This is a genomic window from Pantoea sp. X-Soil-TKNS-1280 (assembly GCF_059730475.1).
In genome coordinates this window covers 35031-57755 of record NZ_AP035967.1, presented here as the reverse complement: position 1 = coordinate 57755, position 22725 = coordinate 35031, and the positions used below count along the sequence as shown (strand labels likewise).

At 55.4% G+C, this 22725-nt stretch carries 23 protein-coding genes and 2 pseudogenes; 9 read left to right on the top strand and 16 right to left on the bottom strand.

What is annotated here, in order from left to right:
• Window positions 1-234 precede the first annotated feature (234 nt).
• Window positions 235-906 carry a class I SAM-dependent methyltransferase gene (locus AC6I8X_RS28650; RefSeq protein WP_497842124.1) on the top strand — a complete coding sequence of 224 codons (672 nt, stop codon included), beginning with the start codon at window positions 235-237 and terminating at the stop codon, window positions 904-906.
• Window positions 907-1038: 132 nt separating this feature from the next.
• Here AC6I8X_RS28650 and AC6I8X_RS28645 read toward each other — a convergent pair whose 3' ends face one another.
• Window positions 1039-1344, bottom strand: coding sequence for a hypothetical protein (locus tag AC6I8X_RS28645; protein WP_497842123.1), 306 nt, complete (start codon window positions 1342-1344; stop codon window positions 1039-1041).
• 156 nt (window positions 1345-1500) lie between these two features.
• On the opposite strand from AC6I8X_RS28645, the gene AC6I8X_RS28640 reads away from it, so the two are divergent.
• The gene (locus AC6I8X_RS28640; protein WP_497842122.1) at window positions 1501-1734 is read left to right on the top strand and encodes a hypothetical protein; all 234 of its coding nucleotides are present in this window, start codon (window positions 1501-1503) and stop codon (window positions 1732-1734) included.
• A gap of 34 nt (window positions 1735-1768) precedes the next feature.
• On the opposite strand, the gene AC6I8X_RS28635 is transcribed toward AC6I8X_RS28640, so the two are convergent.
• From AC6I8X_RS28635 to AC6I8X_RS28610, 6 genes are all read right to left on the bottom strand, one after another.
• Window positions 1769-2236: a helix-turn-helix domain-containing protein gene (locus AC6I8X_RS28635; RefSeq protein ID WP_497842121.1), complete on the bottom strand. Its 468-nt coding sequence runs from the start codon at window positions 2234-2236 to the stop codon at window positions 1769-1771.
• Between the two features lie 246 nt (window positions 2237-2482).
• The gene (locus AC6I8X_RS28630) at window positions 2483-2830 is read right to left on the bottom strand and encodes a transposase (RefSeq protein WP_497842120.1); all 348 of its coding nucleotides are present in this window, start codon (window positions 2828-2830) and stop codon (window positions 2483-2485) included.
• Window positions 2831-3466 (bottom strand): IS110 family transposase, encoded by a 636-nt coding sequence (locus AC6I8X_RS28625; RefSeq protein WP_497842119.1) that lies wholly within the window; start codon window positions 3464-3466, stop codon window positions 2831-2833.
• A 464-nt stretch (window positions 3467-3930) separates the two neighbouring features.
• Window positions 3931-4266 (bottom strand): hypothetical protein, encoded by a 336-nt coding sequence (locus tag AC6I8X_RS28620; protein WP_497842118.1) that lies wholly within the window; start codon window positions 4264-4266, stop codon window positions 3931-3933.
• Window positions 4267-4771: 505 nt separating this feature from the next.
• Window positions 4772-6898 (bottom strand): putative bifunctional diguanylate cyclase/phosphodiesterase, encoded by a 2127-nt coding sequence (locus AC6I8X_RS28615; RefSeq protein ID WP_497842147.1) that lies wholly within the window; start codon window positions 6896-6898, stop codon window positions 4772-4774.
• A 525-nt stretch (window positions 6899-7423) separates the two neighbouring features.
• Complete coding sequence (locus AC6I8X_RS28610; protein WP_497842146.1) at window positions 7424-7663, bottom strand: transcriptional regulator; 240 nt, start codon at window positions 7661-7663, stop codon at window positions 7424-7426.
• Between the two features lie 359 nt (window positions 7664-8022).
• Between AC6I8X_RS28610 and AC6I8X_RS28605 the strand changes: the two genes are divergently transcribed.
• Window positions 8023-8232: a DUF3606 domain-containing protein gene (locus AC6I8X_RS28605; protein WP_497842117.1), complete on the top strand. Its 210-nt coding sequence runs from the start codon at window positions 8023-8025 to the stop codon at window positions 8230-8232.
• Window positions 8233-8310: 78 nt separating this feature from the next.
• On the opposite strand, the gene AC6I8X_RS28600 is transcribed toward AC6I8X_RS28605, so the two are convergent.
• Window positions 8311-9777, bottom strand: coding sequence for a methyl-accepting chemotaxis protein (locus tag AC6I8X_RS28600; RefSeq protein ID WP_497842116.1), 1467 nt, complete (start codon window positions 9775-9777; stop codon window positions 8311-8313).
• Window positions 9778-10117: 340 nt separating this feature from the next.
• Between AC6I8X_RS28600 and AC6I8X_RS28595 the strand changes: the two genes are divergently transcribed.
• A complete protein-coding gene (locus AC6I8X_RS28595) occupies window positions 10118-11899 on the top strand; it encodes an EAL domain-containing protein (RefSeq protein ID WP_497842115.1) in 1782 nt (593 codons plus the stop codon).
• 495 nt (window positions 11900-12394) lie between these two features.
• Here AC6I8X_RS28595 and AC6I8X_RS28590 read toward each other — a convergent pair whose 3' ends face one another.
• Window positions 12395-12592, bottom strand: a complete 198-nt coding sequence (locus tag AC6I8X_RS28590) for a hypothetical protein (RefSeq protein WP_497842114.1) — start codon at window positions 12590-12592, stop codon at window positions 12395-12397.
• 276 nt (window positions 12593-12868) lie between these two features.
• Window positions 12869-13120 (bottom strand): DUF1281 domain-containing protein, encoded by a 252-nt coding sequence (locus AC6I8X_RS28585; RefSeq protein ID WP_497842113.1) that lies wholly within the window; start codon window positions 13118-13120, stop codon window positions 12869-12871.
• 566 nt (window positions 13121-13686) lie between these two features.
• On the opposite strand from AC6I8X_RS28585, the gene AC6I8X_RS28580 reads away from it, so the two are divergent.
• Both AC6I8X_RS28580 and AC6I8X_RS28575 read left to right on the top strand, forming a co-directional pair.
• Window positions 13687-15000 carry a methyl-accepting chemotaxis protein gene (locus tag AC6I8X_RS28580; RefSeq protein ID WP_497842145.1) on the top strand — a complete coding sequence of 438 codons (1314 nt, stop codon included), beginning with the start codon at window positions 13687-13689 and terminating at the stop codon, window positions 14998-15000.
• A 273-nt stretch (window positions 15001-15273) separates the two neighbouring features.
• Window positions 15274-15516 (top strand): hypothetical protein, encoded by a 243-nt coding sequence (locus AC6I8X_RS28575; RefSeq protein ID WP_497842112.1) that lies wholly within the window; start codon window positions 15274-15276, stop codon window positions 15514-15516.
• A gap of 72 nt (window positions 15517-15588) precedes the next feature.
• Here AC6I8X_RS28575 and AC6I8X_RS28570 read toward each other — a convergent pair whose 3' ends face one another.
• The 3 genes from AC6I8X_RS28570 to AC6I8X_RS28560 all read right to left on the bottom strand — a co-directional run bounded on the left by AC6I8X_RS28570 (window position 15589) and on the right by AC6I8X_RS28560 (window position 18189).
• Window positions 15589-16056: a helix-turn-helix domain-containing protein gene (locus tag AC6I8X_RS28570; RefSeq protein WP_497842111.1), complete on the bottom strand. Its 468-nt coding sequence runs from the start codon at window positions 16054-16056 to the stop codon at window positions 15589-15591.
• 267 nt (window positions 16057-16323) lie between these two features.
• Window positions 16324-17259, bottom strand: a complete 936-nt coding sequence (locus AC6I8X_RS28565; RefSeq protein WP_497842110.1) for an IS110 family transposase — start codon at window positions 17257-17259, stop codon at window positions 16324-16326.
• A 678-nt stretch (window positions 17260-17937) separates the two neighbouring features.
• On the bottom strand, window positions 17938-18189 hold the full coding sequence (locus AC6I8X_RS28560; RefSeq protein ID WP_497842109.1) for a helix-turn-helix transcriptional regulator: 252 nt from the start codon (window positions 18187-18189) through the stop codon (window positions 17938-17940).
• A 559-nt stretch (window positions 18190-18748) separates the two neighbouring features.
• Here AC6I8X_RS28560 and umuD point away from each other — a divergent pair.
• A pseudogene (gene umuD, locus AC6I8X_RS28555) lies at window positions 18749-19159 on the top strand (translesion error-prone DNA polymerase V autoproteolytic subunit); the annotation flags it as partial.
• A 429-nt stretch (window positions 19160-19588) separates the two neighbouring features.
• Window positions 19589-20535: pseudogene (locus AC6I8X_RS28550) on the top strand (IS110 family transposase); the annotation flags it as partial.
• A 167-nt stretch (window positions 20536-20702) separates the two neighbouring features.
• On the opposite strand, the gene lpxP reads toward AC6I8X_RS28550, so the two are convergent.
• The 3 genes from lpxP to AC6I8X_RS28535 form a co-directional block, all read right to left on the bottom strand.
• The gene (gene lpxP / locus AC6I8X_RS28545; protein ID WP_497842108.1) at window positions 20703-21611 is read right to left on the bottom strand and encodes a kdo(2)-lipid IV(A) palmitoleoyltransferase; all 909 of its coding nucleotides are present in this window, start codon (window positions 21609-21611) and stop codon (window positions 20703-20705) included.
• Between the two features lie 173 nt (window positions 21612-21784).
• Window positions 21785-22081, bottom strand: coding sequence for a hypothetical protein (locus tag AC6I8X_RS28540; protein ID WP_497842107.1), 297 nt, complete (start codon window positions 22079-22081; stop codon window positions 21785-21787).
• 73 nt (window positions 22082-22154) lie between these two features.
• Window positions 22155-22331 carry a YnfU family zinc-binding protein gene (locus tag AC6I8X_RS28535; protein ID WP_497842144.1) on the bottom strand — a complete coding sequence of 59 codons (177 nt, stop codon included), beginning with the start codon at window positions 22329-22331 and terminating at the stop codon, window positions 22155-22157.
• Between the two features lie 155 nt (window positions 22332-22486).
• Between AC6I8X_RS28535 and AC6I8X_RS28530 the strand changes: the two genes are divergently transcribed.
• Window positions 22487-22720, top strand: a complete 234-nt coding sequence (locus tag AC6I8X_RS28530) for a YnaE/YdfK family cold shock protein (RefSeq protein ID WP_497842143.1) — start codon at window positions 22487-22489, stop codon at window positions 22718-22720.
• Window positions 22721-22725: the final 5 nt, after the last annotated feature.

Below are 22725 nucleotides of genomic sequence, written 5' to 3'. Positions count from 1 at the left end.
AGCTGAGCAGACAGGGGCGGACGCGCAAGCCGCACGCGCCGCCGGAGCGGACTGAATGTCCCGCGCACGGCGGGGAACGGGTGAGCAGTTGTGTTTAATGTCAATCAGAACGCGGTATAGAAGCACCGTTGTATTAACAGACAAATGTTCACTGTGAGCGATGGGGATGCTATTCCTGAAAGGCGGCGATGACGTATAAAGTGGAGTGAATATTTTTGGAAAGGTATCTCTGGCATGAACCCCTATGAGGAACATTACAGGCAACTTCTTGCAAATGGCGCTGAAGCTTGGGCTGGAGATGGTTATCTCAGAGCCAAAAAGCAGCAGGAGAAAATATTCAAGTGGCTTGACACGCGCCAGTATTTGCCCCAACCGGGTACGCCGGTACTTGAGTTGGGATGTGGGAATGGAGCAATGGCAGCGCAGTCCCTTGCTGAGCTGGGGTATTCTGTCTGGGGGATTGATTGGTCAGAAACGGCTATCTGGTGGGCAGAAAATCGTTTTCAGCAGGCCGGACTCACCGCTAAATTTCTTGTCGGCGATGTCTGCAATCTCAGTCAATGTGAGGACTCAAAGTTTGAACTGATTATCGATGGCAGTTGTTTGCATTGTCTGATAGATGACACACGTAAACTCTTTTTTGCAGAGGTAAGGAGACTGCTCGCCCCCGGGGGGCTATTTGTGATCAGCTCTATGTGCGGAACTCCTCGTTATTTCGAAGACATGAGTGCCTATGATCCAGTCAGACATCATTTGCTAAAAGGAGGTCGCCCCTGGCGAACCCTGATGCCGCTTTCAAATTTAACTAATGAAGTACAAAAAGCGCATTTTAATGTGGAGGCGATCAGAGTTAATAAAAATAAATGGTGGGACCATGCCACAATAGTCTGTTCGGTAAAGCAGTAACTGGCTGAGTTACCTGCAAAGCGATTCATCCAGTGCATTACATCCTCCGTTTTAACTCACAGCCAACATCAGACGTTTATTGATGACTGCTAAATATTTTCATCATTTTGAACATAACATCTCTTGTGCAAATCAAACTCCGACAACAACAGGCTGATGTGTTTTAATCAGGTCCTGTTTGCCCGGATTACATTCCTGTTTTGTGCCTGGAAGATAAAATTTACCATCCGTATCAGAGTCTGTGCCGCCCGGACAACCAGGCCTGCCGGGGGTGTTATTCGAGCTGCCGCCATCCGAACCGTTCCCACCGTCAGCGCCGTCTGCCCCCTTCTTTCCCATATAACCGCCGGCCCCACCATTACCGCCAGTGCCTCCATGACCGGCACTCACAGAAAAAGCGCACAGTGCGAAAAAACAGGCCAGGAAATATTTACTCATCTGGATCTCCTCATTCGAAAAATCAGACTCTACGGCTGTCAGTACAACTCAGACAGATATACTAATAAAAGCTTTATACCGGCTTTACGGGATCAGGCCAGTTCAGATATGTTGTGTCTTACTTCCCCCGTTAACCACATAGAATGGAGATCTGAGATGGACGGACACTTGGCGCTTAAAATTTTCGCCGGATTAGCGGCGATGGCGTCCATCTGGCTGGATTTTAGGCCGAATAAAAGAAAACAGAATGCAGATCCGGCTATAGCGAAGGCTGATGAACGCGAACGGCACTCATGGCGCTATCCAAGATGGGCTGTCCGGACGATACAGATCCTGCTGGGCGTCTGGCTGCTGTGGCAGGTGGTCAGGTTCATACTGATTTGTCCCTGAAAATTTAACATATGACTACTGTTGCGAATCGCGGTTATCGCCGCAGCATCTGCCGCAACCGCTTCTGTTGCCAGCGGCTAATCAGCCCGCGAAAAACAAACGTCCTCATGCCACGAATAACCAGCAGTGCAAACCAGATCCCCGATACCCACAATGACCATACGCTGGCCGGGGCCGTAAAGTGGTTAAGAACAAGCAGTAGCGCACAAACAACGACAGCGGTAATAACCGACCGGTAAAAACGGCCTTCCTCTGCGAGATTGCTCTTCGCTTCGGCAATTCTCTGGTCGAGCGCGTTATCGCCATGCGCATCAGAGCCAGAAAGATCCGCAACGCTCACCTCAAATACAGCTGCAAGGGCGCTCAGTGTTTCCAGGCTGGGTTGATCGCCATTCTCAATACGCTGCACCGTGCGCACACTCAGTCCGGACAGTTCGGCAAGCTGTTCCTGGGACCATGCTCGCGCAAGACGCCGCGATCTAATTTTGTTTGTATTACTCATATTATGTCTCCAAATGGAAAGTGATCAGTGCACAGTGTTGCCCAGACAATCCTGCACGACCACGATCATAACCCGACAGTAACCTGACAACGGTCTGACATGCCGGTTTGAGAGTCTTGAATCCCAAACTTCAGGAGCATATACGGTCGGTTTAAACATACAAGTTCATATGCTACTTTCGCTTTTGGCACTGAGCGGTCGTTAACCCCAACGCCCAATTGTAGTTGCAACCATCTATTTGCAATTTCAATTTTTAATAAGGGAAATATTCCTGTCGCAGTTCGGGACCACTAAGCTCTGCTTTTTCTCACCATCCCGGATTATCGCATTTATGATGGTTATCAGCTTCCGCATACATGCGGTCATAGCAACTTTGAAAACTTTGCCTCTTGCGGTCAGGTTTTCATAAAAAGCTTTAATTTCCGGGTTATAGCGTATAGCCGAAAGTACAGCCATATACAGCATTGAACGGATATCAGATCGGCCACCCCATATCGTCCTCTTCCCCCTGAAATTACCACTATCCCGCGAATAAGGGCAAAGCCCTATGAGGGCACTGATTTTGCGGCGATCAAGCGTTCCCAGTTCAGGCACCTAAGTAAGTAATCCTGCCATCACAACCGGCCCTACCCCTTTAACCTCCCTTAGCAATTTCACTTTCTCTTTCAGCATGGGCATTTTACCGATTCTTTCAGCGAGGACTGCGTCGATGCGCTTGATTTCTGATGTCAGCCATTGAATATGACGTCGTATATCGGACTTGATTTCCTGATCTGTCTGCGCTTCGAGACGATTCGTTTCCATCGTGCGACTGGCAACAAGCTGACGACGGCGGCTGGCCATTGCTTTAAGCCTCAAGAGCTCACTGTCACACTTTTGTCTGACCGGCGGCTCCATGCGCACGCCGTACTCGCGAATAACCCTGGCATCCTGAACATCAGTTTTTGATCTAAGTCCCATAGCACGGCTGAAGTTCTTTATCAGGCGGGGGTTAACCACAGCAATGGCAAAACCATTGAGTTCCAGTACATCTACAAGTGCTCTGTGGTAGTTACCCGTTGCTTCAATAACAAAAAGACTGACCTGTTGTTTTCTCACTGAATCCAGATTCAACAGTTCATCAAAACCTTTAGCCGAGTTTTCAAAATGAAAGGTGTCAGAGTTGTCACTGATACACACATCAAAGCTCTTCTTGGCTATATCAATACCTATGACTGTTTTCATATTCATTTCAGTTCTCCCGGTCTTGCAAAATTCGGGCTGGTATTAACCACCCAGGCAGTTGTTCGGGCTGCTTATGAAAAGAATGCTGCGCGGTCCGGCTCACCCTCGGGCTTGTTAACCCAGCAGGACGGTCGTGCTGCAGCATCGTGTAGCCAGTCTAAACAGGCTTTATGAACATACAAGCGGGACGAGCGCCAGCGTCCCTTGTCTGAGAAGCCGCCCGGCTACCGTGAGGGCACGGCACCGGCCGCACAGCGTGCCAGGCCGGGTGTTCTCCCCGTACCCGCCGGAAGCATGTCGGCAAAACGACAGCTCACCACAGCTTATCTCCCTGTAGCTTATATGCGGTGATGCCGTGACGACGCGGGCCGGACGTCAGGCCGGGACGCGGCAGAACAGCGGAGCGCAGCGACATCATCTTTCTTTCAGTGGAAAGCGCCGCCCGCCGGGCGGCCGCCTTATTGCCGTTTTCAGTCCCGGAAGTCCTGCCAGTTGTTGCCGTTCCGGTCGCGCACCACCGGCGCATCCGGCGTGCCGGTCACCGTCCACTCATCCAGGAACCGCAGCCCGGAGAGCGTCTCCCACTCTGCGTCACTGAACACGATGATGGACTTCAGCCAGACGTCGTTGCCACCGAAACGCCAGTAGCATCCCTCACTCTCACAGGCATCCTCCTTCCACCACATCCGGCCCATATGCGTACACCCCGCTTCGGTCAGCAACGCGTCCTCAGACCGGACAAGAAGGTGTTCCTCTGAACATGCGCCCTGCCACTCAGCCTGAAAGGAAACCAGCCATGTGTTCATCCCTTTTCCTCCCGCAGTGCCAGAACGTTGTCAGCGCAGTCCCGCAGGAAGTACCAGCTGAGACTGATATCCGCATCCAGGCTGGCGTCGGCCAGCGCCAGCCTGGCCATAACCTCCTCCGGGGTCAGCTCCGGGGCAATATCTTCAAAATCATCCGCTACCCGGGTAGAGCTTCAGGGCCTTTATCCGTCTGAACCCTAATCACCCGTGGAGGAGACTCGGCAGCGCCGGCTGCGCGAGGGGCTCTACGCTGTAGGACAAATGGATGCTCCGCCGCTCACGGTAGCCAGTCTGCGGCTGCACCGCCGGTGGGGCAGCAGCCTGACGGCCGAAAGCCCGGATGCAGCCCTTAAGGTCCTGCTCAGCAGGAACGGTGGGGCCTGTTGTTCTGAAAGCAGCGCCCTGCGCAGGATCAGGCGGGGCCTGCTGTTTCTGGGCGCGCTGCCCTTCCTTCTACTCGATAAGCTGGCGCACCGGCTGATGGGCCGCTGAGGGCACCGTTTCATCAGTTATCCGTCAGCGTCATGCTGTTGTCTTCCGCGCTGAGCAGCGCCTCAAACGCTGCCGCCGTCAGGGGCCTGCAGAGCCCGTTGCCCTGCATGATGTCGCACTGGGCGCCTGCCACGAACGCCCGCAGCCCCGCATCCTCCACCCCCTCCGCCGCCACGCTGAGCCCGAGGCTTTTTCCCAGCGCCGCGATGGCCCGGAACATCATCCGCACGCGCATGCTGGTGCTGAGCTCAAGGGTCAGCGACTTGTCAATCTTGAAGCCGCTGACGAAGCCGCGCCGCAGCAGGCTGATGGCGCCCAGCGTGCGGCCGTAGTGATCGATAACAAATTCGGCCCCCGTGCGCCGGATGGCCGCAAACTGTGCCGGCATTTCCTCAACGATCCCCGTCAGCAGCGGCTCGTCCACCTCCAGGTCCACAAAGGCGGCGTCGCCGCCCGCCGACTCGCGTAGCACGCTTTCCAGCCCGGGGCCGGCCAACTGGCGCGGGAACAGGTTAACGCTGACCCGAAGCTCCGGGCAGCGGACCTGCCACTGGCGGACCTGTGCCAGTGCGGTGCGGATAATCCATTCACCGAGCGTAACGGACAGCGGGCTTTTCACCAGCATCTCAATAAAATCAGCGGGCAGCAGCAGGCCGCGGGCCGGATGCTGCCAGCGCACCAGCGCCTCGCAGCCGAGCAGGCGGCCGCTGCCGGCGTCATAGCGCGGCTGGTAGTGCAGGGTGAACTGCTGCTGGCGCACCGCGGTTTCCAGCTCGCGCGCAAAGCGCCGGCGCCGCTGCTCCGCCGCCAGGAATTCGGGCCGGAACAGGACGCTGCAGCCCTTGCCCGTGGCCTTGGCCCGATAGAGCGCCAGGTCCGCCGCCGACATCACCGACGAGGCGTCCTCTCCGTGTTCGGGATAAGCAGCAATGCCGGTGCTGGCGCCGACCACCACGGCGGAGCCGTGGTAGCTGAAAGGCGCCTCCACGGCGGCAATCAGGCGCTCCGCCGTCAGGCCGGCACCGGTACTTTCACCCGGCAGCAGGATGATAAACTCGTCGCCGCCGAGCCGGGCAGCGGTGACCGCCCCGGCGCACACCTGCCGGATCTGCTCCGCCACGTGACACAGCAGCGCGTCGCCGGCGGCGTGCCCGAGCGTGTCATTGACCTCCTTGAAGCCGTCAAGGTCGGTCATCAGCAGGGTGTAAGGCACGCCAGCCTCGGTCAGCTGCCCTAACTGCTGCATAAAGGCACCGCGGCTGGCCAGACGCGTCAGCATGTCCAGCGAGGCGAGCTCGCAGAGGCGGGCCTCGCTCTCGTGCCTGGCGGTGACGTCGCGCACAATCATCCCCACCAGGCGTTCGCCGCCCTCCCGCCAGCCGGAGAACGATACGTCGGCCGGAAACTCACGGCCGTCACGCCTGAGCCCCCATATCTGCAGCGTGCGCGGCTGCGAAATGGCCGCCTCGTCGGCCGTCAGGCGATCCAGCTCGTTGCGGTAGTCGATCTGGCAGCGCTCGGGAATAAGCCCGGCCACGTACTGGCCTGCCATCTCCTCCGGACCGTAGCCGAACATCCCAGTGGCGGCCGGATTCCAGAAGGTGATGCCGCGGCGCAGGTCGGTGCAGATGATGGCGTCCGGGGAGGTAGCCGAGATGGACTCCAGCCGCTGCTGGCTGGCGTGGCGCAGCAGTTCGAGCCGGTGCACCTCCATCCGGTCCATCACCAGCGCGGCGATGTCGGCCAGGTGCTGCCGGTCCGCGTCCGTCAGCGGCGGGCGCGGCTGCGTGTCGGTCAGGCACACGGTGCCGATGTGGTGGCCGTCCGGGGTGGCCAGCGGGATCCCCGCGTAGAAGCGGATGTGCGGGTAACCGTGCACCAGCGGGCTGTCGCGAAAGCGCGGATCGTCGAGGGTATCCGGCACGCAGAGGATCTCCCCCTGCGCCAGCGTATGGTCGCAGAAGGCAACGCTGCGGGCGGTGCCGGTGATGTTCAGCCCGTAGCGGGACGAGAACAACTGGCGCTGGTCGTCAATCAGCGAGACGAAGGCGGTGGGCACGCGGAATAGGCGCGCGGCGAGCGTGGTGAGCCGGTCCAGCGCGTTTTCCGGCAGCGCATCCGGCTGCTGATAGGGTGCCAGCGCCGCGAGGCGGGCCGCCTCGTGGTCTGATGTCGGGCGTTTCAGGGTCTGTCCCCCCAGGTCGAATGAGCTGTGGCCGGCATGACACAGCAAAAAGGGGACACGTTCAATCAGACGGGGCCGCAGAAATGCCTGCCGCCCCGCCGCCGGAAGAAAGGCCCGTCAGCTGACCCCGCCGCGGGCGGGGTCAGGGATAACAGTGACGCCGGCTGTCCGGGCATCACAAAAGCGTCATTTCAGGACCATTCCTGGCCGCTTTTCAGCGCTGCAGGGAGGCGCAGCGCTGGCAGAACGCAGTCCGGGATGCCGCAAGCGCGCGGACTGAAGCGCGTGCCTGAGGGAGTAAAACGTGCCGAGAAAGCGGCCCCCACCGGCCTCCGTCAGCTCGCCGCAGCCCGCGCAGTGCACCTCTTCGAGAGCAGGGCGTCCGCGCCGCACCGCATAGTAGTACTTTCCGCTCATGTCCCTATCCTCTTATCGGCCGGACCCACCTGAACTTCAGGGGGCTGCAGGGGACAGAGCCTGCTACTTTTTCTTTTTCGGCACAAGGGCATAGTGCGGGTGACGCCCGGCGAGCAGCAGCAGGAGCTCGTACTCCCCCTGGCTCAGGGGGGCGGGATTTTTTGCCGCCTCCTTCATCTGCCAGACGCGCAGGCTGAGCTCAAACCGCTCGGCGGCGGCCTCCTGCGACAGGCCGGCGGCAAGGCGGAGTTCACGGACGTCGGAACCGACCGCGACGGGCCGGTATAAAAGCTGATTTCCCAGAGGATACTCCTTTCAGGCAGGCGGACCACGACGGGCCGTGAGGATAAAAAATACGGGGCACACCCCTGATTCATTACATTATCTTAATGTTTATTCCATGGCGCAATACGTTCTTAACCGGCCGTGGAATAATTATCTGCAGTTACTTCATTTATTTTTATTCTGCTAAGTCAAATCAGCCGAACAGCGCAACGGGCATATTATCCATCCGACCAGGAATCCTCTTCTTTTTTTACGAAATCCTGACAAAGGGATTATTCCGGTATTTTCCGGGTGATTATTCGCCAGGATAGACAGGGCTTACCGTTGGCCGCATTTATCGCGCCGCCATACCCTGTACCAATAAAAAGGATAACCTGATGAAAAACCGTGATTATATTCAGCGGCGGGTGCCCGCCGACCTCAGCCGCATAGACATCCGGGAGCAGTGGCAGATTACGTTCTGGACGCTGGAGCTGCGCACGACCCAGGAGCGTCTGACCCGTGCCCTGTGCGAGGCGGGCCCCGAAGCCGACCGCGTGCGCGCGTGGCTGGAAAAAAACCGGCCGCCTCTCGCCTCGCGTAACTGATACGGGGCGGCCGAGCTGCAACCCGTCAGGGGGCAGGTGAGCCGTCAGGGCATAAGCGTAACCGCTTATCCCTGAATGTCAGTGATGTCCGAAGGCCCCCCAGTCCCCTTTTTGTGACGGGGTCACCGGGATATTCACCTTCACCAGATGCGGGCGAACCGGCGGGACAGCCGCCGGGTTGCCGCTCTCTTCCGGCAGCGTAAACCGGGTAATGGCGCCGCCCAGCGCGGTCATCTGCCCGCTCAGATTGCCTGCGGTGGCAGAAACTTCCTGCACCAGGGTGGCGTTCTGCTGCGTGACGCGGTCAAGCTCCGCGACCGCCAGCGTGACCTGCGCTATGCCTTTGCTCTGCTCTTCCGAGGCCAGCGCTATCTGGCCAATCAGCGCGTTGACCCCGCCGACGCCGTGCAGCACCTCGTTCATGGTGGCACCGGCGCTGTCGGCGGCCCGTAGCCCGTCGCTGACGCGTGCCACGGTGTCGGCAATCAGGCCCTCAATCTCTTTCGAGGCGGCCGCGCTGCGCTGCGCCAGCGACCGCACTTCGGCCGCCACGACGGCAAAGCCCCGCCCCTGCTCCCCGGCGCGGGCGGCCTCAACGGCGGCGTTGAGCGCCAGGATGTTGGTCTGGAAGGCAATGCCGTTAATGGTCGCGGTGAACTGGCGGATTTTTTCTGAGCCCTCCGCGATGCCGCCCATGGCGTCAACCACGGTCTGCACCTGCTCCGCGCCCCGCTGCGTGGTGCCGGCGGTGCGTTCTGCCAGCTCTCGCGCCTCGCGGGCGTTTTCCGCATTGTGTGCAACGGTCGCGGTAATTTCCTCCATGCTCGCCGCAGTCTGCTCCAGCGCGGCGGCCTGGGTGGCGGTCCGGTCGGACAGGTCGGCGTTGCCGGCCGCAATCCCGCCGGCCTCGCGGTGCAGGATCACCGCATTGTCGCGGATGGCCGCCACCGCGTCCAGCAGGCTGTGCTGCATCTCACGGACCAGCGGCACCAGCTGCCCGATGCAGTTGCGTCCAAGGTCTTCCGGCTCGCGAGTGAGGTCGCCCCCTGCGATGGTCTTCAGGTGCGCGCGGATTTTCGCCACCGGACGCACGAGGTGCACCACCAGATAGCGGTCACAGAACGCCAGCAGCGCGGCGGCGGCCAGCAGCGCGCTGATGAGAATAACCTCCAGCCGGTGACGCTCGGCCATCACCGGCGCGTCGTCGGCCGCGAGCTGCTGCGTCAGGCTCCCGAGCCGCTCACGAGCCGCGGCCGGATAGCTTTCCGGTGCACTCAGCGCCGCGCGGTACCCGTCCCACGCCGCCTCCGCCGGGACGGCGGCCAGCAGGGCCGTCTTCTCGGCTGCGGTCCCGCCCTGCATGACGAGGCCCGCGCGGGTCAGAAAGGTCAGCTGCTGCGTCAGCGCGTCGGCGCGGTCGGCGTGGCGGTACATCTCGCGCAGCGTCAGCGCGCCGTAGCTGCCGGCCAGCGCCACCACGGTCAGGGAGAGGATCATCATCCACAGCACGACGCGGCGGATGGTAAAGTGTCTGAGTAGTTGCATAAGGTTTTCCCCGGTGTTGCTATTAAAAAATAAGAAGCATTATCTTTTATTTTTAATTGCGCGCGTGATTAAGTCGCGCACTACATTTATTTAACAGAAGTCTGGCAGGAATAATTAAAAAAGGACACTCCCCGACGATAAAATAAAAGAATCGCGCTACGCTAAATTATTTGCCAAACAAAATAGGAATGACATCAGACCAGACAGCACCTATAATAGTCGCCATAAAAAAGCTTTAATCGTTTTTCCCTTTCGCAGTTATTGCCTTTTATAACGGTTCGTTACCGTCCATTTACTCTTTATAATTTCGCACCGGAACCAGGCCGGGGCGGAGGAACCCATGCTGATGAATCTTAACGGCGACGGCGATCGCCGCGCGCGGGCGCTGAAAGCGCTGCGCAGTCCCGACGAAAGCCGTGACGACGTGCTGCGAAAATTTGTGCGGCTGGCAAGCCAGGCGCTCGGCATCCCCGGCAGCTTTATCTCCGTTCTGGACGACGAGTACCAGCACGTACAGGCCGCTCACAACTTTGCCCTCACGCAGTCCTCGCGGCAGGACTCGCTGTGCCGCCACGCGGTGGACAGCGACAGCGCGGTGGTGGTGCCCGACACCTGGCTGGACGCCCGCTTTGTGACGCATCCGCTCATCACGGGCGCGCCCTACATCCGCTTCTATGCCGGCGCGCCGCTGAAGAACCGCGAAGGCATAGTGCTCGGCACGCTGTGCGTCACGGACACCGCGGCGCACACGTTTGGCGCCGAGCAAGTCACCACCCTGAAGCTGCTCGCCGCGCTGGTGATGTCGTTTCTTGAGGCCTGGCACTCCGCCGGCTTTGCCGACCCGGTCACCGGCCTGCCTAACCGCCAGCGCCTCATCCGCGACCTGCAGTATCTGGCCGCCTCCGGTGACCGCACAGCCCGCCGGCTGGTGCTGATAGACTGCATCGACATGCCGCGCGCCTACGAGCTCGCCCGCTCGATGGGCATGGGCCCGGTGGAAAGCCTGTTGAAGGACGTGGCCACGCTCCTGCCGCTTCGCCTGCGCCCGGCGACCGGCGAGCTGCTCTACACCGTTGCCACCGGGCGATTCGCCGTGCTGACGGGTGACGACAGCCGGCTCAGCGCGGACTGGGTGGCAGGACGACTGGAGGGGATCAGCGCCGACCTGGGCGACGGCATAGCCGTGGCGCTCAGTACACACACCGGGGAGGCCACCTTCACCCCGGGCGACCTTCCCGCGCAGGAAGCGCTGCGCCGCGCGGTCAGCGCGCTGCACGAGGCCATCGGCCGGGACGTGCCCGCCATGCGCTACAGCGAAGCGACCGATGCGCGCCATACGCAGGACTTTACCCTGATGAACGACCTGGCCGCCGCGCTGCGGGAAGACAGGGGGCTGTGGCTCGCCTACCAGCCCAAAATCTGCCTGCAGAGTGGCCTGCCGGTGGGGCTGGAGGCGCTGGTGCGCTGGCGCCATCCGGTACGGGGCGAACTCTCGCCCGCCCTGTTCGTGCCGCTGGCTGAGCAGACCGAGCTGCTCAGCGCGCTCACGGCCTGGGTCACTAACCGCGCCATTGAGCGGCTGACGCGCCTGCGTAACAGCTGCATCCAGCTCCCGGTAACCATCAATATCAGTTGCAGAGACTTCTCCCGCGAGGGCTTTGCCGACACGCTGGAGGCGAAAATGATCAGGGCAAAGCTGCCCACTTCCCTGCTGGGCATTGAGTGCCTGGAGACCGAGCGCATTATTGAAAACCCGGCGGCGATGCAGGGGCTGGAGATGCTGAAGCTCAGGGGCTTTGGCATTTCGCTGGACGACTTCGGCACCGGCTACAGCAACATCAGTTACCTGCGGCGCATGCCGCTGGACGTCATCAAGCTGGACCGCACGCTCATCAGTGAAATCTCGTCCGACACCGCCTCGCGCATCATCGCGCGCAGCATCATCGCCATGCTGAAGGACCTGGACTACACGGTGCTCGCCGAGGGGGTCGAGGATGCAGAAACGGTTACCGCACTCACACAGTACGGCTGCGACCAGGCGCAGGGCTTCTTCTACTCCCGGCCGCTACCAGAAGGGGAGCTCGACGAGTGGCTGGGCTGGAAGCTGCGCGGGCAGTGCTGACACCGGCCGCTCAGGAAAGAGCTACCCTGCTGAGGGAAGGCTGCCTGCGAATGCGCAATGACCGCATCAATATGCCCTGGCTGTGCATGCTGCGGAATGCCTGTCCCAGCGCCTCAGACCCGGCAATGAAGCGGTTGCCGGTACTAAGCCGGTAAGCGCGAATATGTGCAACCGTGTCGATGGCTATCGGTGACGCAAACGCGTCATCAGAACAGTCTGTGAGAGACTGGAGGGCGCCTGTGTCAGATTCTCCGGGCTACTGAAGTGTCGGTTGAGCTTGTGACGTAGTATGCAGGCAAAAAAACAAAAACGGGGGCACAGAATCAGGGAGAGGATAAAAAAGTCCCGCAACCTGACCAGGTATGCCGGGCGGAAAAAAGCAAAGAAATTCGCGACAAGGATAATCGCGGCAAGACGGTAACACAGATGAAAAAAACAGTTGATGATTTGTTTCTCTCCTGACGATACGCGTCTTAGCAGTCAGGAAGATGATTATTAGCATAAAAAAAGCCGCGCTGATGGGTGCGGCATAGCAATGCGGATTTTGAATTCCAGTGGCCAGTCCGGACGGCGTTTTTTAACAGGCAGGTTTGTTTCAAGATTGAAGGCGTAAAGATCCTCCTTCAGGCGCTCAGGCGTGTATTCCTCCGGCAATGGCCAGTTAATACCCGTGCGGCGAAAACGCTTAAACATTTTATGCGTGGCGGAAGTGCTGATATTCAGTTGATCAGCAATTTCACGGTAAGTCAGGGCGTTAAACCGCAGGCTGAGTGCAGTGGTAATCCAGAGCCTTCTGGAGTAAGGCGTATATCTGTCCACGGTAGTGTCCATGTTCGCGAAAGTGTCCATAGTAGGAAACACGGATAAAAATGAAAGACGGTCTGAACGATACGCTTACATACTTTTCCTGCCAGAGCGTGACGATAACCGCCTGCTGTTCGGCAGACAGGGTTTCCCACGTCCTTTCAGTCAGACCACTGGCCAGCCACAGCTCAGCCACAGCGTAAACGCCTGATTACCTGAATCATCGTCGTGCCCGTCGCGCCCCTCTCCTGCACATGACGGATAACCTTCTGCGCCCGTCAGCGCCGGATACGGCGCATAATGCGCCCCGCCGTCCGGGCGAAGAACCCCGGCACACCCGGCCAGAAACAGCTGGGCACCCTCCGCTGCCGCCCGCGCATACGACAGATAACCACCGCCCGCAAACAGCGCCCTCACCTGTGCCCGATATCTTCACTGCGGCCGCTCACGCGCAGCCGGTTACAGCACCAGTCCGGCATGTTCCTCTCCTCCGTTGATGGTTGCACGGCGCACTCTCACGCCGTGCCGCCACAGAAGCCGGGCGAAAAGCGGCGCAGGCAGGCGCACCCGCGGAAGCCGCACGCGCCGCCGGAGCGGACTGAATGTCCCGCGCACGGCGGGGAACGGGTGAGCAGTTGTGTTTAATGTCAATCAGGAAGGGATTTAATTTATGCTGAGGGGGCTGTAAAAGGTGAAGGCCCGCCAGGCAGAGCCTTTCCGGCGAAAAGCGCATACGTTCCGCAGACAGCTGTAAGCCTGTTCCGCGGAAGGTATGCTGACCCGACTGACATGTTGCACGCCATCAGAATCATGACGTCCGACAATCTGGTTAACACACAACACTTAGCGATAAGGCATATTCTGCAACCTTGTTAACACCTGAAACAATTATTACCCGGGACTATCACAGCAATACATAATGTACACGTACCGTATGCCGATAACCTAAGCAGTCATTGGATAATCCGGTATATATCATGCGCCTGCATACGTTAAAAAATCTGTTTTCCCTGAGCCGCTCACGTTTATCCGCTTCTGTAGGCGCGCTTGAACAGGCTATGCCAGTTATTGAGTTCTCCCCTGCAGGTATAATCCAGAAGGCCAGCCCGCTTTTTCTCACTACCATGGGGTACCGTGCCGATGAAATAATCGGGCGCCATCACAGTATGTTCTGTCCCTCTTCGCTAATCAGTACACCTGAATACTGCCATTTCTGGCAGCGCCTTGCTGACGGTGAGAGCTTCAGTGGCAAGTATATGAGGCTGGCAAAGGGGAACCGGCCCGTCTGGCTTGAGGCAAGCTACATTCCCGTCGCTGACAGGCGCGGCCGGGTCTTTAAAATCATTAAAATAGCCGCAGACGTTTCCGGGCGAGTGCAGTCAGCACTGGAACTGGAATCCCTCGTCAATGCCATCAGCCGCTCTATGGCCGTTATTTCTTTTGATCCAGCCGGACTTGTGCTTGATGTTAACGAAAACTTTCTTGAAGCCACCGGGTATCAGCGGGATGAAGTCATCGGTCGGCATCACCGGATGTTTTGCAGTGAATCACTTTATAAAAGTGAAGAGTACCGGCAGTTCTGGGAAAAACTGAATCAGGGTGAATTTTTCTCCGGCCAGTTCCTGCGGCTTAACCGTCGTAATGCCCCGCTGTGGTTACGTGCCACCTATAACCCGGTTTTCAGCGCCGATGGCAAACTGGAAAAAATTGTGAAGTTTGCTTCAGACGTTACAGAACAGGTTCTCAGGAATCAGAGAGAGCAGGATGCCGCCGTACACGCATGGGATATGGCAGTCCAGTCACGGGGAAGCGCGCAGACAGGTGCGGACGTAATCGAGAACAGCATCCGAATGATAGACAGGATTGCCTCAGGGATGAGCTCGGTTTCAGCGGATATATCCCGGTTGAACAGCCAGTCCGACAGCATTGACGATATGGTCGAAACTATCCGAAGCTTTGCCATGCAGACAAGGCTGATTGCCCTGAATGCCGCCATCGAAGCCGCCAGAGCGGGGACATCAGGCAGGAGTTTTGCCGTTGTCGCCGCAGAAGTGCGTAACCTCGCAGCAAGCGTCAGTGGTGCTACCGAACAAATCGAACGGGTCGTGGCGGATAACAATCTGCTGGCCAAAAAAGTACTCAGTGGTATTGAGGGCAGTATGGCAAACACAAAGGACGGCGTGGCGCTCATGCGCGAGGCGGGTGAGGTCATTGCCAGTATTAAGAGTAATTCAGAAGGCGTGGAGAAAGCTGTCAGGGATGTGGCTCATTCAGTAAAAAAGGGGCAGCTGATCTGATGATGTAACGGCCGAGAACTTTACGCGGCTATGACCATCGCGGCAGTTGTTTTAGATGTCAATTAGAAAGGGGGTTTGAAGAAGTAGAGTGATTACAGATGATGAATGTCCGCTGTGAGCTAACAGCAGACATTTACTGATGACTACTAAATATTTTCATCATTTTAAACACAACATCCTGATTCCGAAACGCGTCAGATGTACTTCACTGTACAAAATTAGGCCGGTTCAGATATGTTATTCCTTACTGCCATCTTGTTCACGGAGTACACAATGTCTGAGTTCTGCTTTTTTAAAAAAGGTCAGCACATTGCCGCCCTGGAAAGATCTGACGCGGAAAAATCCGCTCAACTGCCCGATGACGGCTGGGAAAAGCAGTTTGAAGAGGTTCGCGCTGCCGATGCTGAAAGTGCCCTCGCCAGGCTGGCCGACATACGGAAAGAAGAAGTCACGACGGAGCGCGCTTTCATAACGGGTTCCGTATTCAGCAGCCTACTCACGGCGATTCTCAAGTAATGACCAGCTGGCAGTGTTATAACTCTGCCAGCTGCCTCGCTTTTAACATCAGAGTTCTGTTACGAATCGCGGTTACCGGCGCAGCATCTGCCGCAGCCGCTTCTGTTGCCAGCGGCTGATTAGCCCGCGAAAAACAAACGTCCTCATTCCACGAATAACCAGCAGTGCAAACCAGATCCCCCCTACCCAAAATGACCATACGCTCGTCGGGGCCGTAAAGTGGTTAAGAACAAGCAGCAGCGCACAGACAACGATGGCCGTAATAACTGACCGGTAAAAACGGCTTTCCTCAGCGAGGTTGCTCTTTGCCTCGGCAATTCTCTGGTCGAGCGCGTCATCGCCAGGCGCGTCCGGGCCGGAAAGATCCGCCACACTCACCTCAAATACAGCTGCCAGGGCGCTCAGTGTTTCCAGGCTGGGCTGATCGCCATTCTCGATGCGCTGCACCGTGCGCACACTCAGCCCGGACAATTCGGCAAGCTGCTCCTGGGACCAGGCCCCCGCAAGACGCAGCGACCTAAATTTGTTGGTATTACTCATCTTATGTCTCCGAATGGAAGGTGATCAGCGCACAGTGTTGCCCAGACAATCCTGAACGACCACGATCATAACCCGACAGTAACGTGACAATGGTCTGACACGCCGCTTTGAGGTTTTTGAAGTCCTAACTTCAGGAGCATAAACGGTCGGATTTAACATACATGTTCTCATGCAACTTCTGCTTTTGGCACAAAATGGACCATTACCTCGTTCAGATTTAGTCCGGAGGCGTATTGTTTACTTCACCCTGGGCCGAAAACTAATCCTTCAGCTATACACCCAGTCCTTTTGATCACGGAACATAGCATTCAGTATCGTAATAAATTTTCTGATACATGCTGTCATAGCCACTTTTTTGGGTTTTTCACGTGCAACAAGCGACGTGTAGAAATCTTTAATCCGGGGGTTATATCGTACCGCTGAAAGCATTGCCATACAGAGTATTGCGCGGAGACCAGACCTGCCGCCCCAGATAGCCCTTTTACCACGAAGCTGCCCGCTGTCCCTGTCATAGGGGCATACGCCAACCAGTGCTGAAATCTGCCGGCGATTCAGATGTCCCAGCTCCGGTAACTGGCTGAGAATAGCAGCCTGAGTTACCGGCCCGATACCCTTAACCTTTTCAAGCATTTTTCGATTTGAAGTTAACGCAGCATTCTGATTCAGCTGGTATTTTATTTCCTTATCAAGGGCATCAATCTGCACATTCAGCCAGCCAATGTGCTCCGCAATGCCCATCTCAATCCAGACCCCGCTTTTTTCCTGCAGCCTGATAGTTTCCATGACACGATTCTGTACCAGCTGACGCCGCCGCGTAAGGAGCAGTGCCAGATCCTGAAGTTCTTTATTCCTGGCAGGTCTGAATTCCGGTTTCATACGACGACCATATTCGCAGATTATCCTTGCATCGATTGAATCGCTTTTTGCCACCTTTCCCATTGCCCGTGCAAAATTCTTTATCTGTCGAGGATTAATGACAGCAACAGGCAGACCCGCTGAAATCAGCATTGATTCAGCCAGAGAGTGATACCGGCTTGTGGCCTCCATGATAACGCCTGAGATGTGGAATCTTTCGAGTTCCTTCAGCAGTTGCAGGATGCCGGAGGCGGAGTTCTCCAGATGTATCAGTCGCTCACTGGAATCAATAAAGACATCTAAAGCGAACTTTGAAACGTCAATACCAACGTTTGTTTTATCGCTCATTTCAGTTCTCCCTGCCTTGCAGATACGGGCTTTAGGTGCGCCAGGCAATTGTTCGGGCTATAGCTGAAAGTGATGCTGCGCATAGTGCTCACCCGCGGGCTTATTAATCCCTGGATGGCGGTCGTGCTGCAGCATCAGTAAAAACACAGGATTAGTTTAGACTCATCCCGGTTCTGCTTTAAACATACAAGGTGACGGAGTGAACGCTTGACTGAGAAGCGGCCCGGCTAACGTGAAGGCACGGCGTGCCCCGGGTGGCCCGTGGAATCGGCAGGAAAAGTGAGGGGGTAACAGCAGGCGGGACGCCGCGCCGCACAAAAGCGGAGCGCAGCGACGGCCTTCAGAAAACGGACAAAAAAAGCCCGGGAGGTTAAACCGGGCGATGAGGCCATATCGACTCAGGTGTCCGGTCTTCAGGCCGGCTCGCTTAAAAAAAGACCCCTGCGGCTGTCAGAGAAACCACAGGGGTAACGTGAGTGCATGAAGACTGCCATGCACCAGTGAGTAGCAGAAGAATAGTAATTCAGTGGCGGAACAATGCAACCCTGTAACAAAATGCGGTTTAAGCAGGGAGCCTGCACGGGCGCACAGTTTATTTAACCCCGGTACTGGATGGATTAAAAAGCCCGCGCAGGCCTGTCAGAAATTATCACGCACCGGGCGGAATGACCACGCCGTTCAGTCCGGTTGTGAATCAGCAGCAGGCTGCTTCAGCTCCCACATGGCCTGCCGGATAAGCCAGAATCCGGGCGTATGGAAAACCTCACCCAGCTGTTCAGCCACCGCCGGGGTTATCATCAGACGTCCGCTCAGCAGCGCCCATACATCGGCGTTATCCAGCCCACTCCGGCGACAGAACATCTCCGTGGAAATGTCGTGCTCTGCCATAAGATAGGCAAGAAACTGCCCGGGAGAAGTGCGCCCGTCCATACAGACCCCAGAGTTTTTTCATTATTGTTACCGGCAGCATAAAACGCCGTCTCTTCTCTGCACAATAACTGACCGGAAATAATTACCCGCTCTTTCCGTCTGCCGGCAACGCTCGCCGCAGTCACGGCTGAGGCGTACCGCAACGCCAGCGAGGAACGAACAGCCGTGGCGAGGACGCGTCATATCATCGGGGCCGGAGAGTGTCTGCTTACGCCCGGAACGGGCTGAAACTGCGGAAGTCATGGAAAAAGGCACGGGCGAACCCGGGCAGGCAGAAAGTCCTGTGCTGAGGCTTCCCTGCCGCTACGTTGCTCACCGTGATTATAGTGTTGTTTCCGGCATAAGCAGCGGAGAAATAAAATTGCCTGCCGCGTCAGCCACATGGTTCACGCAGAAGACTCTCCCCTGCCCTCTTGCGATCGTGGTAATTCGATCTGACACTGTACATATATACAGATAGCGGAAGGTAAAAAGCATGCCGCAGACTCACACCATTTCTCCGCCCTGTGACGCACAGGCGCTGGCTGCCGAGAGTCAAATTTCGTCTTTGCCGACGGGGATGACCCTGCTTCGTCCCTCAGAGCACAGAATTCAGCTGGGCATTCCCTTCTATGCCGACCTGTGCCCGGCCGGGTTCCCCAGCCCGGCCGCGGATTACATTGAAGCCGAGCTCGACCTCAATGAACTCTGCATCCGGCGCCCGGCAGCCAGCTACTTTGTCCGAGCGAGCGGCAGCAGCATGGAAGACCTGGGGTTGTTCGATGGTGACGTCATGGTCTTTGACCGGGCGGAAGAAGCCTGTCACGGCGAAGTGGTGATCGCCGAGGTGAACGGGGAATTCACCGTCAAGCGCCTGCAGCTGCATCCGCGACTGGCGCTGCTGCCGATGAATCCGGCTTATCCCGTTATTTATCCGGAGTCGCTGCAGCTGATGGGCGTGGTGACCTGGTTCTTCCACAGCACGCGCGCGCCGGAGGTAATCATGCCGATGTTCGGACTGGCCGATGTGAGCAGCTTTTATGCCAGCTGCGAGGCACTATTCCGGCCCGACCTGCGCGGTCAGGCCGTGGTGGTGCTCAGTAACCACGATCTGAGTGGTGAGAAACGTTAGTTAGTTTCATGCTGTTCATGTCAGCAGCTCTGAAGGATTGATTGGTCTGCTATGAGCGAAATGTAGACTTTCATACCCTGAAGAATTACGCTATTAGGTGATCCAGGGTATGCACTTGCTGGTTACGAATATTGAGCGAGAATCATGCGATGGTCACCATTTTTCTTTCGAACCAGTAAGTGCTCCACGTTCGTTAATGAATACTCAGGGCATGCAGACAAACTGCTGACTATATTTCTTTCGAAGAACGTGGAATACATACCAATCCCCGATAAAAAGGAGTTGGTGATGACTGCGATAAATCAGTTTGCTGCTTATATTGGCCTCGACTGGGCGGATAAAAAGCGCGATGTCTGCGTTAAGTTTAACAGTGCTGAGCGAGTCTTCCATGTCATTGAACATACGCCAAAAGCACTTGATACCTGGCTGAAAGCGTTGCACAAAAAAGTGAAAGGTAGGATCGCAGTCGCCATTGAACTTAAAAAAGGCCCGGTGGATTTTGCGTTACAACAATACCCGTTTATCACTGTTTTTCCTGTTCATGCGTTATCGCCTGCTCGCTACAGGCAAACCTTCTGGCCCAGTGGGGCAAAAGACGACCCGCAGGATGCAGAGCTTGCGCTGGAACTGATGCTACTTTATCCCAAAAAGATCAAAGCCATTGAGCCCGACAATGCGGATATTCGATTGCTTCAACAACTGGTTGAACAGCGGCGGCAACTCGTTGAAGAAAAACGTCGTTTTGTGAACAGGTTAATCAATACTCTCAAACAATATTATCCTCAACTTCCGTAATGGTTCTCACATCGGGGTAGCTTACTACTTTGTGAACTGATTATAAGATGGCCCAGTCTGCAACAAGTGAAACGTGCCAGGCGCGATACTATTCGCAACTTTCTTAATGCCAAAGGTAGCCGTGCAACGGCCCTTACCGGGAAGCGTATTGCGAGTATCGATAATGCGATCCCGTTGACAACAGACCCGGGTGTTATAGAGGCTAATGCTTTGATGGCAACAGCACTGGCTACACAAATTAAAGTCGGGAGTGAAATCATCAAAACCTATGATGAACGAATCGAAACGCTGTTTGATACATTGCCAGATGAAGGGTTGTTTAAATCACTTCCGTGTATGGTGCCGTGTATGCTTGCTGCACTGGCGATAACCGAGACCGTTTTAATAATGCAGAAGAAGTTCAAAACTACGCAGGTATAGCACCGGTAACAGAACGAAGTGTCTGGTGATCTAAGGGACTAATCTACCGAACAGGTTCAATTGATTAACCACGGCTCTCAGTTCTGCCGTCATTAACATGAAGTAGACCGTGTAATTACACATCCCATTCTTAACAAATACACAGTGGCAGGCAAGATAGATTCTGGCTCATGACCAGTAGAATGATTCATTTGTATAAAGAGACTTCGCCCTCAGGACGCGTTTTAAACCTGCGGTGCATCCACAGGTATTGCTCAGGAGCACGGAGAATTTCACGCTCAATAATCTTGTTCATATAGGCAGCTGCGGCGACCTTGTCTCCCTCAGGAAAGCCCGACAACGGATTACTGATATACATGTGATAACCTTTTTTATCGCTCCGTCGAATCATGCTAAGTGTGATCAAATGTGCACCAGCGAGTTTTGAAAGTGTATACGTTCCGTTCGTCGTGGCTGCTTTCTTTACCGAGAAAAAAGGTACGAAAACGCTCCCCTTTGACCCATAATCCTGATCTGGTGCAAACCACACTGCTTCACCGGCCTTGAGCGCATGAACAAAGCCAGATAAATTACGTCGATTAATCATCGCCTTATTTGAACGCATACGCCCTTTTGTCTGAACCCATTCCATCAATGGATTATTGTGCGGGCGATACGTTGCCATCATAGGGTGACATAACCCCATAACTCTTCCGCACAATTCAAGGGACATGAAATGGATCCCGACAACCATTACCCCTCTGGTTGCACTGGTCAGGTTTTCAATCCCTTCGACATCAAACCATTTTTTGACTCTCACATCGCTCCAGAACCAGGCCATACCAGTCTCCATCAATCCAAGTCCGAGAGAAATAAAGTTTTTATTGATCATCTGGCTTCGGGCAAGCGGGGTCATCTCGGGAAAACAGAGTTCGATATTTCTAATCGCAATTCCTTCCCGACGTTTCAGAAAGGGTCTGGATATTTTTCCAAGACCAGAACCCAGAATATGTAAAATCGGGTAAGGAAGTTGAACGATAAGCCACAGCAGGCCCAAACCAGACCATGTAAGCCAGTAGCGGGGATGGAGTAAATTGTGAGTAAAAGGCTGTGACATAAATTTCCTAAATGCTAATGAAGGTTATAACGCAAAAGGAAAACTTGTCTTTAGCGATACTCTTCTTTTAGACAGTTTAAATCTATCTAAATTCAGAAAAAAATAATTTTTTCAATTACTGACAAACGAGTTGGAGAGTCAGGAATGAATTGTAAATCAGCAAAGTTATGCCGTTATAAACCCATGACTTTATCATTGGTATTCAATGAGTTGTTTTCTTTATTCATCATCATCAAGGTACTCGAAAGAAAGAAGGCGTATTTTGGTAAGTTTATAAAACCACTCGCAATCGTTTCGTTGAATAATTTCACCAGGTTTAAACATATGCCTGATGCTTCCCGGATAATCGCATATTTACCATTACTAAATCTGACCCTGTGGATACAGAAAGGTTGACCGGCCAGCCCATGACAGCTGTTCGAAAGGATATACCCTTCAACAGAAGCAGATTTTATAGATTTCATCATCATTCCCTCGACAACTGCAGTACAAGAGAAATAGTGTCATTACCTGACATCGCTCAGGTTAAGTTGCAGAAGCTGATCAGCCGCCGATACACCAGCATTCTGATGGCCTGAACAACAGCCTGCAGGCAGGGGACTCCAGAACCGCATCTTGTCTTAGTTTACCTGCTTTCTGATCGGCTCTGTACTCGCATACCGGGCAGGCAACATCAACCGGTCTTTCTTTAAAGTGCCTGAGTCCTTTTGTATAAGATATAAATAATATTCTCTGATGAATACATTAATTATTATACGCTTTAATATAAAAATAACTGGCTTAAGTTATGATGATTTACAACTTAATCAGAACATGAGACATTGAAAAATGAACGTCTGATTTATGATACAATACCCTTCCATGAGAAATTTATGATGAAATCAGAAGACACCCTTGACTGGTACCCGGCACAGCTACCGCCAGTGAAAATTATTCTTGGCGAAGCCGTGCTGGCTGTGGGTAAACAGGGCCGGCCGATAAATACCCGAACCTTGCTTGAGTACTTACAGGTAATGCAGGGCAGGCAAAAAAGGCGGGATGACAAAGTCGCCATGCAGACGGCGATGGATGTTCTCAGAGATAATCAGCGCATTAACGGCAGGCTTTAATGCGC

Coding starts and splice junctions, on each gene's coding strand:
- AC6I8X_RS28650 (WP_497842124.1), top strand. CDS start 235: ATGAACCCCTATGAGGAACATTACAGGCAACTTCTTGCAAATGGCGCT.
- AC6I8X_RS28645 (WP_497842123.1), bottom strand. CDS start 1,344: ATGAGTAAATATTTCCTGGCCTGTTTTTTCGCACTGTGCGCTTTTTCT.
- AC6I8X_RS28640 (WP_497842122.1), top strand. CDS start 1,501: ATGGACGGACACTTGGCGCTTAAAATTTTCGCCGGATTAGCGGCGATG.
- AC6I8X_RS28635 (WP_497842121.1), bottom strand. CDS start 2,236: ATGAGTAATACAAACAAAATTAGATCGCGGCGTCTTGCGCGAGCATGG.
- AC6I8X_RS28625 (WP_497842119.1), bottom strand. CDS start 3,466: ATGAATATGAAAACAGTCATAGGTATTGATATAGCCAAGAAGAGCTTT.
- AC6I8X_RS28620 (WP_497842118.1), bottom strand. CDS start 4,266: ATGAACACATGGCTGGTTTCCTTTCAGGCTGAGTGGCAGGGCGCATGT.
- AC6I8X_RS28605 (WP_497842117.1), top strand. CDS start 8,023: ATGAAAAACCGTGATTATATTCAGCGGCGGGTGCCCGCCGACCTCAGC.
- AC6I8X_RS28600 (WP_497842116.1), bottom strand. CDS start 9,777: ATGCAACTACTCAGACACTTTACCATCCGCCGCGTCGTGCTGTGGATG.
- AC6I8X_RS28595 (WP_497842115.1), top strand. CDS start 10,118: ATGCTGATGAATCTTAACGGCGACGGCGATCGCCGCGCGCGGGCGCTG.
- AC6I8X_RS28590 (WP_497842114.1), bottom strand. CDS start 12,592: ATGTTTAAGCGTTTTCGCCGCACGGGTATTAACTGGCCATTGCCGGAG.
- AC6I8X_RS28575 (WP_497842112.1), top strand. CDS start 15,274: ATGTCTGAGTTCTGCTTTTTTAAAAAAGGTCAGCACATTGCCGCCCTG.
- AC6I8X_RS28570 (WP_497842111.1), bottom strand. CDS start 16,056: ATGAGTAATACCAACAAATTTAGGTCGCTGCGTCTTGCGGGGGCCTGG.
- AC6I8X_RS28565 (WP_497842110.1), bottom strand. CDS start 17,259: ATGAGCGATAAAACAAACGTTGGTATTGACGTTTCAAAGTTCGCTTTA.
- AC6I8X_RS28560 (WP_497842109.1), bottom strand. CDS start 18,189: ATGGACGGGCGCACTTCTCCCGGGCAGTTTCTTGCCTATCTTATGGCA.
- lpxP (WP_497842108.1), bottom strand. CDS start 21,611: ATGTCACAGCCTTTTACTCACAATTTACTCCATCCCCGCTACTGGCTT.
- AC6I8X_RS28540 (WP_497842107.1), bottom strand. CDS start 22,081: ATGATGATGAAATCTATAAAATCTGCTTCTGTTGAAGGGTATATCCTT.
- AC6I8X_RS28530 (WP_497842143.1), top strand. CDS start 22,487: ATGAAATCAGAAGACACCCTTGACTGGTACCCGGCACAGCTACCGCCA.